At 52.7% G+C, this 15439-nt stretch carries 13 protein-coding genes and 2 tRNA genes; 6 read left to right on the top strand and 9 right to left on the bottom strand.

Going from position 1 to position 15439, the window contains the following annotated elements:
- Positions 1-7: 7 nt before the first annotated feature.
- The 3 genes from ABWP81_RS01155 to lgt form a co-directional block, all read right to left on the bottom strand.
- Positions 8-1441: a malonyl-CoA decarboxylase gene (locus ABWP81_RS01155; RefSeq protein ID WP_353138409.1), complete on the bottom strand. Its 1434-nt coding sequence runs from the start codon at positions 1439-1441 to the stop codon at positions 8-10.
- Between the two features lie 30 nt (positions 1442-1471).
- Positions 1472-2140, bottom strand: coding sequence for a GntR family transcriptional regulator (locus tag ABWP81_RS01150; protein WP_353131939.1), 669 nt, complete (start codon positions 2138-2140; stop codon positions 1472-1474).
- A gap of 108 nt (positions 2141-2248) precedes the next feature.
- Complete coding sequence (gene lgt / locus ABWP81_RS01145) at positions 2249-3064, bottom strand: prolipoprotein diacylglyceryl transferase (protein WP_353138406.1); 816 nt, start codon at positions 3062-3064, stop codon at positions 2249-2251.
- Positions 3065-3147: 83 nt separating this feature from the next.
- On the opposite strand from lgt, the gene ilvD reads away from it, so the two are divergent.
- The 3 genes from ilvD to ABWP81_RS01130 all read left to right on the top strand — a co-directional run bounded on the left by ilvD (position 3148) and on the right by ABWP81_RS01130 (position 6814).
- A complete protein-coding gene (ilvD, locus tag ABWP81_RS01140) occupies positions 3148-4842 on the top strand; it encodes a dihydroxy-acid dehydratase (protein WP_353131823.1) in 1695 nt (564 codons plus the stop codon).
- 55 nt (positions 4843-4897) lie between these two features.
- Entirely contained in the window at positions 4898-5173 is a 276-nt protein-coding gene (locus ABWP81_RS01135) for a c-type cytochrome (protein ID WP_353131825.1), read from the top strand.
- 90 nt (positions 5174-5263) lie between these two features.
- The gene (locus ABWP81_RS01130; protein ID WP_353131827.1) at positions 5264-6814 is read left to right on the top strand and encodes a fumarate hydratase; all 1551 of its coding nucleotides are present in this window, start codon (positions 5264-5266) and stop codon (positions 6812-6814) included.
- A 61-nt stretch (positions 6815-6875) separates the two neighbouring features.
- Here ABWP81_RS01130 and ABWP81_RS01125 read toward each other — a convergent pair whose 3' ends face one another.
- Both ABWP81_RS01125 and ABWP81_RS01120 read right to left on the bottom strand, forming a co-directional pair.
- Complete coding sequence (locus tag ABWP81_RS01125) at positions 6876-7505, bottom strand: DUF6806 family protein (RefSeq protein WP_353138403.1); 630 nt, start codon at positions 7503-7505, stop codon at positions 6876-6878.
- A gap of 29 nt (positions 7506-7534) precedes the next feature.
- Positions 7535-7624 (bottom strand) — tRNA-Leu (locus ABWP81_RS01120).
- A gap of 153 nt (positions 7625-7777) precedes the next feature.
- Here ABWP81_RS01120 and ABWP81_RS01115 point away from each other — a divergent pair.
- Positions 7778-8161: a hypothetical protein gene (locus ABWP81_RS01115; RefSeq protein WP_353131831.1), complete on the top strand. Its 384-nt coding sequence runs from the start codon at positions 7778-7780 to the stop codon at positions 8159-8161.
- A 48-nt stretch (positions 8162-8209) separates the two neighbouring features.
- Here ABWP81_RS01115 and ABWP81_RS01110 read toward each other — a convergent pair.
- From ABWP81_RS01110 to ABWP81_RS01100, 3 genes are all read right to left on the bottom strand, one after another.
- Positions 8210-8285 (bottom strand) — tRNA-Gly (locus ABWP81_RS01110).
- 77 nt (positions 8286-8362) lie between these two features.
- On the bottom strand, positions 8363-10291 hold the full coding sequence (locus ABWP81_RS01105) for a B12-binding domain-containing radical SAM protein (protein WP_353138400.1): 1929 nt from the start codon (positions 10289-10291) through the stop codon (positions 8363-8365).
- 231 nt (positions 10292-10522) lie between these two features.
- A complete protein-coding gene (locus ABWP81_RS01100) occupies positions 10523-10948 on the bottom strand; it encodes a hypothetical protein (RefSeq protein ID WP_353131835.1) in 426 nt (141 codons plus the stop codon).
- 79 nt (positions 10949-11027) lie between these two features.
- Here ABWP81_RS01100 and ABWP81_RS01095 point away from each other — a divergent pair, with 79 nt between their 5' ends.
- Both ABWP81_RS01095 and ABWP81_RS01090 read left to right on the top strand, forming a co-directional pair.
- Complete coding sequence (locus ABWP81_RS01095; protein ID WP_353138397.1) at positions 11028-11279, top strand: DUF3297 family protein; 252 nt, start codon at positions 11028-11030, stop codon at positions 11277-11279.
- Positions 11279-13462, top strand: a complete 2184-nt coding sequence (locus ABWP81_RS01090; protein WP_353138394.1) for an OsmC domain/YcaO domain-containing protein — start codon at positions 11279-11281, stop codon at positions 13460-13462. The genes ABWP81_RS01095 and ABWP81_RS01090 overlap by 1 nt, the downstream gene beginning before the upstream one ends.
- Before the next feature lie 89 nt (positions 13463-13551).
- Here the strand turns inward: ABWP81_RS01090 and aceA are convergent, their stop codons facing one another.
- Positions 13552-14883, bottom strand: coding sequence for an isocitrate lyase (gene aceA, locus ABWP81_RS01085; protein WP_353131841.1), 1332 nt, complete (start codon positions 14881-14883; stop codon positions 13552-13554).
- Positions 14884-15439 lie beyond the last annotated feature (556 nt).

The raw sequence follows: 15439 nt of genomic DNA, 5'->3' as shown, positions 1-15439 counted from the left end.
ACGCGATTCACTTGAAATACATGTCTTCTACATCGCCAGAGGCTGGGGCCACGCCCTTTTCTAGCATTTGGCGGTGTTTGTCTAAGCGCTTGAGGTCATAAAGGTAATTGACCATCAGGCCGTGTGATTGCTTGATGCCTTTGGCCGATGGATCCGCAAACCAATTGATGCGCTCAATGCGCGCACCGTTGCCCAAATGGAAGCGTGCCACAGGGTCCAACACTTGGTCACCCGACTTGGCTTGTCCCAAGTAATGGGCACCTGCTCGAGTGAGAAATTGGCGTAACGCTGACTTGGTTGGCAACACCTCTAACAACTGAGGCTGATCAATGGCCGCCAATACATGACTGGCCGCGGGTGGCTCAAAACTGATTTCTCGGCCCAACGCCAATAGCTCTTTTTCATTGAGTTGAGCCAACAAATCTTGCGCATGCTTGACCAACCAAGGGCGAAAACTTGGGATCGGCGACAAGGTGGCAAAGGTTTTAAGTTTAGGAAATTCGCCGCGCAAAGTTTCCACCACGCGCTTAATAAGCGAGTCGCCAAAGCTCACACCTTTCAAGCCACCTTGCGTGCTGCTGATGGAGTAAAAAATTGCGACGGTAGACTTTTGTAAATCGGCAGGCGCGGCTGACTCATCCAACAAGGGCATGATGCTGTCAGACATCTCGTGCAGCAACGCCACCTCCACAAAAATCAAAGGCTCATTGGGCAAGCTAGGGTGGAAGAAACCATAGCACCGGCGGTCGCTGTCCAATCGGTTTTTCAAATCGGCCCAGCTGCGAATGTCGTGCACGGCTTCGTACTTAATAAGCTTTTCAATCAACGAGGCAGGCGAATCCCAGCTGATGCTACGTAGCTCTAAAAAAGCCACATCAAACCACGTAGAAAATAAGTTTTCTAACTCGGCATCCAAGGCTTGCAGTCGTTTGTTGCCTTTGAGATGAGGCAACAGCTCGGCACGCAAATCCAACAAGAAACGCATACCGCCAGCGGAAGCCGCAAAGCGTTGCAACAACCGTGTGCGGGGCGACACCAAAGCACGGCGCAAGCGAATCTCGGCGGGGCCCTCGTCCACGCTACCTAAGGCGGCATCGTAGTCATCACGCGCGGCGCGCACCTTCGCTGCGTCTGGGCCAAACTGCTCGCTGATGAGTAACCACAAGTCTTGACGCTCTGCAGCCTCGGCTTTGTCATACCAATCGGCCAAGGCTTTGGCGCGACGACCGCCCTCAACTTCGCTCACACGCGGGTCCACCACAGCTTGCAACAGGGTAAGCGTACGTCGCAACGATCGTGGTGATAAGGCCTCTTTTTGTTGGCGCAAAGTAGCGCCTAGGCGCTCGCGCGAGGACCGGTCTTCTAGCTGAGGAGAGTGTGCAGCGGAAGCCGAATTAAGAAGCAGGTTGAGTTTGCTGCTAAGCCAATTTGTCGCGTTCATCCGATGTCTCTTTCTGGCCTGATGCTGTATTTAAGCAGCTAAAACACGGCGCTTGGCCAAGGCCAAATCAAGCAAGGCCTCACGCTGCTGCAATAAATGGTTTCGCATGGCAGTGTCTGCACCTGCAGCATCGCCCGCTTTAAGTGCAGCAAAGATAGCCAGATGTTCTGCCAAACTTTGCTTCAAACGCCCAGGCGCATGTAACTGTTGCAAGCGTGCAAGCTTCAAAATTTTGCGTAAGCCGTCAATGGTTTGGGCTAGCCACTTGTTATTGGCCAGTTGAATGATGGCTTCGTGAATAGCAAAATTGACTTCGTAGTAATCGTTGATACGGCCGGCCTCTGCATGCTGCTGCAAACGCTGGTGCCATACTTCCAGTGCCTGAACATCGGCAGGGGTGGCGCGTTGGGTAGCATCAAAAGCACAGCGGCCTTCTAGCAGTGCAATAACGGGAAATATATCGTCCAAGTCTTGCTGGGTCACCTCGTTCACAAAGCAACCGCGACGTGGCTCGTGGCGCACCAAGCCTTCGGCAGTCAACACCTTAAGAGCTTCACGCAAGGGTGTGCGTGAGATGGACCACAGCTCGCACAAAGTCACTTCATCGATGAAGCTGCCAGGCCTGAGTTCCCCATCAAAGATGTACTTGCGCAGCTGTGAAGCCACGTCATCGTGCAAAGAGCTAGGTAGCGCGCGCATCAGGTGTTGGCTCATTTAGTTTCACTGTAATTACGCGTAATTATGAAGCCACAGAGCTTATGGCACAGCCTCAACACTCAGGGACTTACCCTGATATTCAATATAAATTTATACGGTTTTTTCGTGGCGGTTAGCGTATACAAAAAGCCATGCACCGATGCCCACCATCGGCACGCACAGCCACTGTCCCATGGTCATGCCAAGCGCCAGCAGCCCCAGATGCGCATCAGGCTCGCGAAAGTATTCGGCCATGAAGCGCAAGCTGCCATAACCCATCATAAAAACACCTGACACGGCACCGATGGGGCGAGGCTTTCTTGCGTAAACCCACATGATGATGAACAACAAAATACCTTCACCTAAAAACTGGTAAATCTGTGAAGGGTGGCGGGCAATCAAGGTTCCACTTTGCGGAAACACCATGGCCCAAGGCAGCGAAGGGTCTGCCGCCCTGCCCCACAACTCTCCGTTGATGAAGTTGCCGATGCGTCCTGCAGCCAAGCCCGTGGGCACGCAAGGTGCAATGAAGTCGGTCACCCATAACCAAGGACGTTCACGCTTCTTGGCATACCAAGCCGTCGCCACAAACACACCCAACATCCCGCCATGAAAACTCATGCCGCCTTGCCACACGGCAAACACTTCGAGCGGATGCATCAAGTAATAGCCAGGGCTGTAAAACACACAATAGCCAATGCGCCCGCCCAAGACAACGCCCAGTACGCCGTAAAACAAAATGTCTTCAATGTCTTGCTTTGACCACGACCCCAGTGCCACTTGGCTAGCGTAAGGCTCATGGTGAAGTCGCCAACGTGCCAAGCCAACAAAAAGCGCAAAGGCCGCAAGGTAAGTCAGCCCGTACCAATGAATGGCCAAAGGGCCCAATTGAAGGGCAACAGGATCGATTGTGGGGTGCATCATCATGGGTTGATTGTGCCTTGGCCCTTTGGTATTTTCATGACTACACCACGGGTAAACTTAAGCCTCAACCAAAATTCTGAGACATCATGGACACCAAAACCATCAAGATCAATCGCCGTTCCGCCAACATCACCGAGGGCAAATCGCGCGCACCCAACCGTTCCATGTATTACGGCATGGGTTACGAAGAAAGCGACTTTGAAAAACCGATGATTGGTGTTGCCAATGGCCATAGCACCATCACCCCATGCAACAGCGGTTTACAAAAGCTCTCCGACGCAGCCGTGGCGGCCATCGAAGCGGCAGGCGGCAATGCGCAAATTTTTGGCACGCCAACCATTTCAGATGGCATGGCCATGGGCACGGAAGGCATGAAATATTCTTTGATCAGCCGCGAAGTCATCTCTGACTGCATCGAAACATGCGTTCAAGGCCAGTGGATGGACGGCGTGGTGGTGGTGGGTGGCTGCGACAAAAACATGCCGGGCGGCATGATGGGCATGCTTCGCGCCAATGTGCCTGCCATTTACGTTTATGGTGGCACGATCCTGCCCGGCTATTACAAAGGCCAAGAACTCAACATCGTGAGCGTGTTTGAGGCCGTGGGCCAAAACGCTGCCGGCAATATGAGCGACGAAGACCTCAAGCAAATTGAGCAACGCGCCATTCCTGGCACAGGCTCTTGCGGTGGCATGTACACCGCCAACACCATGTCTTCAGCCTTTGAAGCTTTGGGCTTGTCATTGCCCTACTCGTCCACCATGGCGAATCCGCATGACGAAAAATTGAACTCGGCACAAGAGTCAGCCCGCGTGTTGATTGAAGCGGTCAAAAAAGACATCAAACCGCGTGACATTGTGACCAAAGAAGCCTTAGAAAACGCCGTGGCCGTCATCATGGCTACGGGCGGCTCGACCAATGCGGTGCTGCACTTTTTGGCCATCGCCCATGCAGCGGGCGTGGAATGGACCATTGACGACTTTGAGCGTGTGCGCCGCAAAGTGCCTGTGTTGTGCGACTTAAAGCCAAGCGGTAAATACTTGGCTGTCGACCTGCACAAAGCAGGCGGTATTCCACAAGTGATGAAGATCTTGCTCAAGGCTGGTTTGTTGCACGGCGATTGCTTGACCATCACCGGCAAGACCGTGGCAGAAAACTTGAAAGACATTCCCGACTCGCCACGCGCTGACCAAGACGTGATTCGTCCCATCGACAAACCCATGTACGCCGAAGGCCACTTGGCCATTCTCAAAGGCAACCTGTCACCCGAAGGCGCAGTGGCCAAAATTACAGGCTTGAAAAATCCAGTCATCACCGGCCCAGCTCGCGTATTTGACGACGAACAATCAGCGCTGCAAGCCATCTTGGATGGCAAGATCGTCGCAGGCGACGTGATGGTTTTGCGCTATCTCGGCCCCAAGGGCGGCCCAGGTATGCCTGAAATGTTAGCCCCGACAGGTGCTTTGATTGGTGCGGGTTTGGGTGAGAGCGTAGGCCTGATCACCGATGGCCGTTTTTCTGGTGGCACTTGGGGCATGGTGGTTGGCCACGTGGCGCCCGAAGCCGCAGCGGGCGGCAACATTGCCTTTGTGCATGAAGGTGACTCCATCACCATCGATGCCCGCGAGTTGTTGCTGCAGCTCAATGTCGATGACGCCGAGCTAGCCAAACGCAAAGTGGGCTGGAAAGCACCTTTGCCACGTTACATGCGCGGTGTTCAAGCCAAGTTTGCCTTCAATGCATCGAGCGCCAGCAAAGGTGCCGTGCTAGACGACTATTGACCCTCTCTCGCCGCTAGGAGGCTTTGTGAAACACATCTTTTTGACACTTTTGGTGATGTCCGCCTCACTTTCACCCGCTTGGGCAGACCTAGCCTTGGCCAACGCCAAAAATTGCATGGCCTGCCATGCTGTAGATAGAAAATTGGTTGGCCCCGCCTTGAAAGACGTGGCAAGCAAATATGCGAACGACAAAACAGCGGCCGACAAACTAGCCACCAAAATTCAAAAAGGTGGCTCAGGCGTTTGGGGGCCCGTACCCATGCCTTCAAATACGCAAGTCAGTGACGCCGACGCCAAAAAACTGGCCACTTGGGTGTTGACCATCAAATAAACCCCAGCCTCGCGCTGCAAGCATTGCGACAGCGGCCTTGATTAAACTCTGCCGCTGCTCTTACCTCTGGCCTTTTTCAGGACTTCTTCCATGACCACGATCCGCCAAAACGACTTGATTGAATCGGTCGCCGCTGCTCTTCAATACATCAGCTACTACCACCCTGCCGATTTCATCAGCCACTTGGCCAGCGCCTACGATCGCGAACAAAGCCCTGCGGCCAAAGATGCGATTGCGCAAATTTTGACCAATAGCAAGATGAGCGCCTTGGGCCACCGCCCCATGTGTCAAGACACCGGCATCATCAACGTGTTCTTGAAAATCGGCATGGACGTGCGCTGGGAAGGTTTTACCGGTGGCTTGGAAGACGCCATCAACGAAGGCGTGCGCCGTGGCTATAACTTTGCCGACAACATGCTGCGTGCCTCAGTGGTGGACGATCCTCAGTTCGCCCGCAAAAACACCAAAGACAACACACCCGCCGTGATCTTCACGCAAATTGTGCCTGGCAACAAATTGGACGTGACCGTGGCCGCCAAAGGTGGCGGCAGTGAGAACAAGTCCAAGATGGTCATGCTCAACCCCAGCGACAGCGTGGTGGACTGGGTGCTTAAAACCGTGCCCACCATGGGCGCCGGCTGGTGCCCACCAGGCATGCTGGGCATTGGCATTGGCGGCACCGCTGAAAAAGCCGTGCTCATGGCCAAAGAAAGCCTGATGGACGATCTCGACATGTACCAGTTGCTTGAGAAATCTAGCAAGGGCGACAAGCTCACCCAAGTCGAAGAACTGCGTTTGGAGTTGTATCACAAGGTCAATGCTCTCGGCATCGGTGCGCAAGGCTTGGGCGGCTTGACCACCGTGCTTGACGTAAAGATCAAGATGTACCCAACGCACGCGGCCAGCAAGCCCGTGGCCATGATTCCAAACTGCGCGGCCACTCGACACGCCCACTTTGTGATGGACGGCTCTGGCCCCGTGTTTTTGGAGGCGCCTTCGCTAGACCTGTGGCCCAACGTCAACTGGACACCCGACACAGAGAAAAGCAAACGCGTGGACCTCAACACCCTCACCCGTCAGGAAGTGGCAAGCTGGAAACCTGGCCAAACGTTGTTGCTCAACGGCAAGATGCTTACCGGCCGCGATGCCGCGCATAAGCGCATTCAAGACATGCTGGCCAAGGGCGAAAAGCTGCCCGTCGACTTCACCAACCGCGTGATTTACTACGTGGGCCCTGTCGACCCCGTGGGAGATGAAGCGGTAGGCCCAGCAGGCCCAACGACCGCAACACGCATGGACAAATTCACCGAAATGATGCTGTCGCAAACCGGCCTCATTTCAATGGTGGGCAAAGCCGAACGCGGCCCTACAGCCATTGAAGCCATCAAGAAACACAAATCGGCTTACCTCATGGCTGTGGGCGGTGCGGCTTACCTCGTCTCTAAGGCCATCAAGCACGCCCAAGTGGTGGGCTTTGCTGACCTCGGCATGGAAGCCATTTACGAGTTCGACGTGGTCGACATGCCGGTCACGGTGGCGGTGGATTCGGGCGGCACCAGCGCCCACATCACCGGCCCTGCTGAGTGGGAAAAGCGCATCGCAACGGGTGAGTTCAAAGGTATTGGCATTACTTCAAACTGAGTTTTAAGTACCCAACAAAAAACCGGCTCTCTTTGCAGAGGCCGGTTTTTTAATCGTGATGTCAGTGTAAGTGCCGCGGCTTGCGGCCACCATGACCGCCACCACTGTGACCGCCGTTAGGGCCGCGAGGAGGACGACCTAAATCAAGTGAGTTGACGAGGTTGTCAAAACGCTCTGAAAACAGTTTGTCGATTTCATTGACCACACCACCCAATTCAGCACCGTCAAAATGACGCTCCATCAACTGAATCACGTCGTTGACCAACATGTCGCGTTGCGCTTGCATGATGTCGGCGGGCGTGGGGCCCACAAACAACATCACAAAGTCATCACGTGAATCTTGACCGCGGGCGTCTTCTTCCTCATCAAAGTCGTTGTCATAAAACGTAACTTCGATGGGGGCACCAGCTGCTGTGAGCTCGTTCAAGCTCATGCACATCTCGTCCAAGCTTTGGCGAAAATCGTCATCACCAGACACAGTCCAGCACATTTGCAGGGTACGTTCTTCGGGGTTAAAGCGAATGCCAGGCTCCTCAGGGTATGAGCTAGATGCACCGTCTTCAAGGGATGCTGCGCCTGCGTATTGCCACAAAGGGCGCAGGGCATCTTGCAATTGGTCTAAGCCCACTTCGGGGTGGAGTGGGACCAGTCCGTGGACATGAATTTCATACGCGGCGTTGTAGCGTGCCATGACGAAACTCCTTCCTTGTGCTTGTGTGATGGTGCCCGAGACCGGAATCGAACCGGTACGCCCCTTACGGAAGCGAGAGATTTTAAGTCTCTTGTGTCTACCAATTTCACCACTCGGGCAGTGTCGTTGAATAGACATATTTTACGTCAGCCTCTTCTGAGACTCAGAAAAGTCATGACGGAATTGCAATATTTTTAGTCTATATTGGGATTGGATTTATTTGAGTACTGCTTAAATTCAAAAACCCTTGCACCACCTATAGGAGACAACTCATGACACAACGTGCCACCCACCATTTATTGTTGGCAGCCCTACTGGCCTCAAGCCTAAGCTTGGCTTACGCTACAGACAAAAAGGATGCCGCCGAACCCGTGGTGAAAAAGTCAGACACTGGCATTTGCCACGACAAATCTAGCCCCTCCTTTGGCAACACCAAAAAGTTCACCGGCTTTGGGTCGATGGATGAATGTGTGAAAAGTGGCGGCCGCCCCGCAGTAGTTCAAACTGCAGCAGCGGCAGAACCCATTGTGAAGAAGTCAGACTCTGGCATCTGTCACGACAAAAACAGCACCAGCTATGGGCAAACCAAAAAGTTCACTGAATTTAAAACAGTGGACGAATGCGTAAAGAGCGGCGGCACTTTGCCAAAGAAGTAAAGAAATAATGCAAAAGCCCTCAGATTTACATCTGAGGGCTTTTAGATTTGGAGCGGGAAACGAGATTCGAACTCGCGACCTCAACCTTGGCAAGGTTGCGCTCTACCAACTGAGCTATTCCCGCATGGAGTGTTTAATTCCGAAGCCGTTATTCTAATCGTGAATTCGCAAGTTTTCGAACGAAGCACCAAGAATTTTTCATTAACCGCCGAGTGCCTTGGCTATTTTGTGACGCGGCACCGTGGTCTTGGGGCACTTACCCTTGGGCAGCTCAAACCACTGACGCACATCCTCCTCCACGCCCACGCCATGCATGTAGTTGTAAATGGCCTTCTTCAAACCGTTCCCTAGCGCGTCGTGGTCTGTCCCCGTGGGGTCAATGAATGCGATGTCGTTTTTGGCAAAGCTCACCCTGGGCAGCGGCACCACTTGCACGCCGTAATCGGCCGGATTCTTGCCCACTGGCGAATGCACGGTGCAAGCAAAACGATGGAAGAAACCGCTCTGAATACATCCGTTCTCAAACAGTTGACGCACATACTCCAGTGCATCCACCGTGTCTTGCAAGGTCTGCGTGGGAAAGCCGTACATCAGGTAAGCATGTACCAAGATGCCAGACTCTGAAAAGGCTTTGGTGACTTGCGCCACCTGCTCCACTGACACGCCTTTTTTCATCAAATTCAGCAGCCGGTCTGAGGCCACCTCTAAGCCGCCCGACATTGCAATGCAGCCGCTCTCGGCCAATAACTCGGCCAGCTCGGGCGTAAAGGTTTTCTCAAAGCGAATATTGCCCCACCAAGAAATGTGCACCTTACGGCGCAACAACTCTTGTGCCAATGCTTTCAAAGCTTTGGGTGGTGCCGCCTCATCGACAAAGTGAAAGCCAGTTTGCCCCGTCTCGGCCACGATTTGCTCAATGCGGTCCACCAGCGTGGTGGCCGATGCGGTTTCGTAGCGGGAGATGTAGTCAAGGCTCACATCACAAAAGCTGCATTTTTTCCAATAGCAGCCATGCGCCACAGTCAGCTTGTTCCAGCGACCATCGCTCCACAAGCGGTGCATAGGGTTGAGCATGTCAAGCAGCGACAAATAACGGTCTAGTGGCAGGCCATCCCACGTGGGCGTGCCCACCTCTTCAAACGGCACGTCTGGCTCGGCCCAGTTCATGTACTGGACTCCCCCTGAGACGTTGCGCACAAAGGTGCGCACCAAGCGTTGAACGCTACGCTTGCCTTGCAAGTGCTCGAGCAAAGCCAACAAGGGCCGCTCGCCAGAATCTAGGCTGATGAAGTCCACGTAGTCAAATACGCGAGGCTCGGTCAGCTCTCGCAACTCGGTATTCACAAAGCCGCCGCCCAAGCCAATGCGAATGTGCGGGTGATGCGCCTTGATGGTCTGAGCCATGCGAAACGCTGCGTACACCGCGCCAGGAAATGGGACAGACAGCAACACGAGTTGTGGTTGGTGCTTAGCAATCACTTCAAGCGTTAGCGTCTGTAAAGTCTCGTCCACCAAAGTAGGCGCTGCAGCAAGCGCTTGGGCCAAGGGCTCAAAGGTGGCTTGGCTACCTGCCAGCTGCTCTGCGTAGCGCACAAACTCAAAACGGCTGTCTACGGCATCGCGCAGCACATCAGCCAAGTCGTTCAAATACAAGGTGGCCAAATGGCGGGCTCGGTCTTGTTGGCCCAATGCACCAAAGGCCCAGGCCAGAGGATCACCGCTGCCGTCGTCGTCATAAGCTTCTAGCGAGGCAAAGCGAGGGCCTTCGGGCAAAAAACCGCGGCCTGCAATGCGGTGACTGAGAGTCGAGTCGCGGCCCTGCAAAAACGCAATCGTGGGCGCGATGGTGGATTGATAGCGTTCAAAGTAGTCAAGGAAATAGTTCACGCAGGCGGTGCGCTCTGACTCAGGCTGCACCAAGGCGCAGTCTTGGACTTGGCTCAGGCCTTCAGGCGTGAACAAGGCCAACACGAGGGCCAAGGCCAAATCTTCTTGCACGGCATCCATGCCCTGCGAGCGCAAGAAGCCCGTCAGATAGGCGGTTGACGGGTATGGCGTGTTGAGCTGAGTCATCGGCGGGATGAGGCTTAAAACACGAAGAGATGGGGCGAGTAAAGAGCTTGCAGGCATGATGTGGCGTCATTATCGACGCCCAGCAAAGCCAAGCGCGCATGACCTTCCAACGCGCATGATGTATTTGGAGGTCAGGCTCAATTGGGTGCACAAAACCGCTCAAGCCTTGGTATCTTGCGCCGATACAAGAGGTTCAAGGTTGTTTAGGTTTACGACCGCTCTCGCCACCAGCCCGAATTTTGAGGGCGCGTGTGGGCTTCAATTCACCGCCGAGAGCGGTCCCCTTTTTTATCGACAAGCCGCCTCGTACATCCGGAAATGTCTGATGTCGTCAAAGTGCAACGGTGTCTTGATGAACTGCCTTGCAAACTCTGAGTTACTTTCCTGAATGAAGGTGTCTTTCACCTTGTGGGTGATCAACGGCGACTTACCCGCCATGTCACGGTAAAAAATTCGCTCCATCAATTGAATGGACTGCTCTTGGCAATTGATTTCATACATGGATTGCTCAGAGCTGTAGTTGTACAAAGTCACCTTGACCACAGCCTTGGGTGAATGAAACGGCACTTTACCGTCCACAGGCATCTGCGTGAACGTACGCAAGCCTTTGAGCTTGCCTTTGTTCTCCACAGGCGAATAGTAATAGTCACTCGCCCCGTGGCTGTTGTTCGTTAAGAACACCCAGCCAGCCCACGTAGTTGAGTGCACAGCCATCGCGAGAAGTATGAGTAAATATTTATGCATAAGATCTTCTGATTTTATTTGCAAACCTAAATCATGGAAAATCTACTCCATGACTGATGCCACAAACCAACGCCCCGCCCTACCCGACCATTTGTCGATCGACCCACGCAGCCCACATTACGCGCCTGCTGTGTTTGAATTTGAGATCGGCATTCACTTCAACGACAAAGAACGCTTTGATGTCGAAGAGTATTGCTTGTCCGAAGGCTGGGTCAAAGTACCCGCCAAGAAAACACTGGATCGCAAAGGCAAACCTTTGCTGATCAAAATCAAAGGCAAGGTCGAAGCCTTTTACAAATAATGGAGATCAAGGTCAACTTTCTCGACAAGCTTCGTCTGGAAGCCAAGTTCGATGATTTCACGGTGATTGCCGACCAACCCATCCGCTACAAAGGCGATGGCTCGGCCCCGGGGCCCTTTGATTATTTTTTGGCCTCATCGGCCTTGTGTGCGGCCTACTTCGTAAAGCTCTATTGCGACACACGCAATATTTCGACTGAGAACATCCGCCTTTCACAAAACAACATTGTTGATCCAGAGAACCGCTATCAGCAGATTTTCAAAATTCAAGTGGAGCTGCCAGCCGATATCCAAGAGGTGGATCGACGAGGTATTTTGAATTCGATTGAGCGCTGCACGGTCAAAAAAGTGGTGCAAGCTGGTCCAGAGTTTGTCATTGAAGTGGTTGAGAGCTTGGATGCAGACGCTCAGGCCTTACTTACTCTGAAACCAAACAACGACAAAAGCACCTTCATCTTGGGCAAGGACCTGCCGCTAGAGCAAACCATCGCCAATATGTCTGGCCTCTTGGCGGGCTTGGGCATCAAGATTGAAATTGCCTCGTGGCGAAACATCATTCCCAACGTGTGGTCGCTACACATCCGCGATGCGCACTCGCCCATGTGCTTTACCAATGGCAAGGGCTCAACCAAAGAAAGCGCCTTGGCATCTGCGCTGGGCGAATACATCGAACGGCTGAGCAACAACCACTTTTATGCGGGCGCTTTTTGGGGCGAAGACATCGCCAACGCGGCGTTTGTGCATTACCCAAATGAACGTTGGTTCAAGCCAGGAAAAAAAGATACGCTGCCCTCCGAAATTTTGGATGCGTACTGCCTGAACATCTACAACTCCGAAGGCGAGCTGCGAGGTTCGCACCTGATCGACACCAACTCTGGCAACACGCAACGCGGCATTTGCTCGCTGCCCTATGTGCGCCATTCTGATGGCGAGTTGGTGTACTTCCCTTCGAACTTGGTTGAAAACTTGTTTGTCAGCAATGGCATGAGCGCGGGCAACACACTGGCCGAAGCGCAGGTGCAATGCTTATCCGAAATTTTCGAGCGCGCCGTCAAACGAGAAATCTTAGAAGGTGAGATCTGTTTGCCCGATGTACCGTCAAACATCCTGACCAAGTACCCAGGAATCTTGGCGGGCATTCAAAGTCTAGAAGAACAAGGCTTTCCGGTGCTGGTCAAAGATGCGTCACTGGGCGGCACCTACCCCGTGATGTGCGTGACCTTGATGAACCCGCGCACAGGTGGTGTGTTTGCATCATTCGGTGCGCACCCCAGTTTAGAAGTTGCGCTGGAGCGCAGCCTGACCGAGTTGCTGCAAGGTCGAAGTTTTGAAGGCCTGAACGATTTACCCCCCCCGACCTTCGAGAGCAACGCCGTCACAGAGCCCAACAACTTTGTGGAGCACTTTATCGACTCCAGCGGTATCGTGTCGTGGCGTTTTTTCAGCGCTAAAGCTGACTTCGAGTTTGTAGAGTGGGATTTTTCTGCCCAAGGAGAAAACGCCAATGCTCAAGAAGCCGCCACCTTGTTTGACATCCTTCAAGACATCGGCAAAGAGGCTTACACCGCGGTGTATGACCAACTGGGCGCTGTAGCCTGTCGCATTTTGGTGCCGGGCTATTCAGAGGTCTACCCCGTCGAAGATTTGATTTGGGACAACACCAACAAAGCTCTGTTGTTTCGAAAAGACATCCTTAACTTGCACCGCTTAGACGACGCCAGTTTGTCTGCACTGCTTGCTCGATTAGAAAACAATGAGCTGGATGAATACTTAGACATTGCCACCTTAATCGGTGTCGAATTTGATGAGAACACGGCTTGGGGTCAACTCACCGTGCTTGAGCTGAAGCTCTTGGTTCACTTAGCCTTGCAACAGTTTGAAGAAGCGCAAGAGCTGGTGGGTGCCTTCTTGCAATACAACGACAACACAGTCGATCGCAAATTGTTTTACCAAGCTCTGAACGTGGTGCTGGAGGTACGACTTGATCCAGAGCTAGAACTAGAAGACTACGCACACAACTTCCGTCGAATGTTTGGCAATAACCGGATGGACGCGGTCATGGGCTCAGTCGAAGGTACCGTGCGGTTTTACGGACTCACGCCAACCAGCATGAACCTCGAAGGCCTGGACAGACACCATCGCCTGATCAACAGCTATAAAAAATTACACGCGGCGCGCACGTAAAAAAACCACCCAACGCTTTCACGCTGAGTGGCCTCAAACCCATTCAAACTAAGAAACAGCCCTTTCAGGCCATCTCCCAATTGAAATGCTTAATGGAACTGCTCTTCTTCAGTAGAACCTGTGAGGGCTTTCACAGAAGACGAACCGCCTTGGATCACGGTGGTCACGTCATCAAAGTAGCCTGCGCCCACTTCTTGTTGGTGTGACACGAAGGTGTAACCCTTGTCGCGAGCTGCAAATTCAGGCTCTTGCACCATGTTGACGTAGTGCTTCATGCCTTCGCCGTTGGCGTAGGCGTGTGCAAACTGGAATGTGTTGTACCAGTTGATATGAATGCCAGCCAAGGTGATGAACTGGTATTTGTAGCCCAAAGCCGACAGGTCTTCTTGGAACGAAGCGATCTGTGTGTCGTTGAGGTTTTTCTTCCAGTTGAAAGATGGTGAGCAGTTGTACGACAACAACTTGCCTGGGCAAGCAGCGTGCACAGCTTGTGCGAATTCGCGTGCGAAGCCAATGTCTGGCACGCCTGTTTCGCACCACACCAAGTCAGCGTAAGGGGCGTATGCAACGCCGCGGCTGATGGCTTGTTCCAAACCGTTTTTGACGCGGTAGAAGCCTTCAGGTGTGCGCTCGCCAGTCAAGAATGGCTTGTCGTTGGCATCGTGGTCGGAAGTGATCAGGTTAGCCGCTTCAGCATCGGTACGGGCCAAGACGATGGTGGATGTACCCATGACGTCAGCAGCGAAACGAGCAGAGATCAATTTCTCGCAAGCTTCTTGTGTTGGGACCAACACTTTGCCGCCCATGTGACCGCACTTCTTCACCGCAGCCAATTGGTCTTCGAAGTGAACGCCAGCAGCGCCAGAGGCAATCATGCTTTTCATCAATTCAAACGCGTTCAACACGCCGCCAAAACCAGCTTCAGCGTCAGCCACGATGGGCAAGAAGTAATCGATGAATTCTTTGTCGCCTGGGTTGATGCCACGACCCCATTGGATCTCGTCAGCACGCTTGAAGGTGTTGTTGATGCGACGAACCATGGTGGGCACCGAGTCATACGCGTAGAGCGATTGGTCTGGGTACATGGTTTCTGAAGTGTTGCCGTCCGCAGCGACTTGCCAGCCTGACAAGTACACCGCTTCCAAGCCAGCTTTGGCTTGTTGCATGGCTTGACCAGCGCTGATGGCGCCGAATGCGTTGACGTAGCCTTTCTTGGCGCCGCCGTTGACTTTTTCCCAGAGCTTTTCTGCACCGCGCTTGGCGAGTGTGTGCTCAATGGGCATGCTGCCGCGCAAACGCACGACATCAGCAGCTGAGTAACCGCGCTTCACACCCTTCCAGCGCGGGTTGGTTGCCCAGTCTTTTTCAAGTGCGGCAATTTGTTGTTCGCGGCTGAGTTGTTCGTTCAGGGATTGAGGCATGGTTCACTCCAGTTGGGTAAGGTGTTATCGATGGCTCTACTATAGGTCTTCTATAAGAGCTTGATTGCCTCTTATGTCTTATATAAGAATTTATTTTTCATCAATGAAAACAACGGCTTAACTTATATATTCCATATTAAGAAATACGATTTCTCATATTAAGAAAAAATATTGCGGCGCAGCAACCTCATTTATTGCCATGTGAAATTTAATTCCAATTCATTGAACATGCTGAAAGACGGTGCAATCGCCGGTTGCTATAGCGCTTTTAATACAACAAAAGACACATTTAAAAAACAACATCCTCCAATGAAAAAGTTGTTTTTTTCTTGGAAAGAAGTGGTTTCTCTATTAGCATCAAAAAGGCTCTAGAGCGATATCTCTAAGAGCTTGATAACAAACACTTCTAGAAGGAAATCAACCATGGCAACTGCAAAAAAAGCTCCAGCTAAAAAAGTAGCAGCAAAAAAAGCTGCGCCCGCAAAGAAAGTAGCAGCTAAAAAAGTAGCGGCTAAAAAACCCGTTGCAAAAAAAGCAGCCCCAGCAAAGAAAGCAG

The organism is Limnohabitans sp. (assembly GCF_040401135.1).
Taxonomy (GTDB): Bacteria; Pseudomonadota; Gammaproteobacteria; order Burkholderiales; family Burkholderiaceae_C; genus Limnohabitans.
This window is presented reverse-complemented; position numbering and strand designations above follow the sequence as displayed.

Excerpts from the sequence above, each read along its gene's own strand:
- ABWP81_RS01115 (WP_353131831.1), top strand. The coding sequence starts at position 7,778 with ATGACACAACGTGCCACCCACCATTTATTGTTGGCAGCCCTACTGGCC.
- ABWP81_RS01090 (WP_353138394.1), top strand. The coding sequence starts at position 11,279 with ATGGAGATCAAGGTCAACTTTCTCGACAAGCTTCGTCTGGAAGCCAAG.
- aceA (WP_353131841.1), bottom strand. The coding sequence starts at position 14,883 with ATGCCTCAATCCCTGAACGAACAACTCAGCCGCGAACAACAAATTGCC.
- ABWP81_RS01100 (WP_353131835.1), bottom strand. The coding sequence starts at position 10,948 with ATGGCTGTGCACTCAACTACGTGGGCTGGCTGGGTGTTCTTAACGAAC.
- ABWP81_RS01155 (WP_353138409.1), bottom strand. The coding sequence starts at position 1,441 with ATGAACGCGACAAATTGGCTTAGCAGCAAACTCAACCTGCTTCTTAAT.
- ABWP81_RS01150 (WP_353131939.1), bottom strand. The coding sequence starts at position 2,140 with ATGCGCGCGCTACCTAGCTCTTTGCACGATGACGTGGCTTCACAGCTG.
- ABWP81_RS01130 (WP_353131827.1), top strand. The coding sequence starts at position 5,264 with ATGACCACGATCCGCCAAAACGACTTGATTGAATCGGTCGCCGCTGCT.
- ABWP81_RS01105 (WP_353138400.1), bottom strand. The coding sequence starts at position 10,291 with ATGCCTGCAAGCTCTTTACTCGCCCCATCTCTTCGTGTTTTAAGCCTC.
- ilvD (WP_353131823.1), top strand. The coding sequence starts at position 3,148 with ATGGACACCAAAACCATCAAGATCAATCGCCGTTCCGCCAACATCACC.
- lgt (WP_353138406.1), bottom strand. The coding sequence starts at position 3,064 with ATGATGATGCACCCCACAATCGATCCTGTTGCCCTTCAATTGGGCCCT.
- ABWP81_RS01135 (WP_353131825.1), top strand. The coding sequence starts at position 4,898 with ATGTCCGCCTCACTTTCACCCGCTTGGGCAGACCTAGCCTTGGCCAAC.
- ABWP81_RS01125 (WP_353138403.1), bottom strand. The coding sequence starts at position 7,505 with ATGGCACGCTACAACGCCGCGTATGAAATTCATGTCCACGGACTGGTC.
- ABWP81_RS01095 (WP_353138397.1), top strand. The coding sequence starts at position 11,028 with ATGACTGATGCCACAAACCAACGCCCCGCCCTACCCGACCATTTGTCG.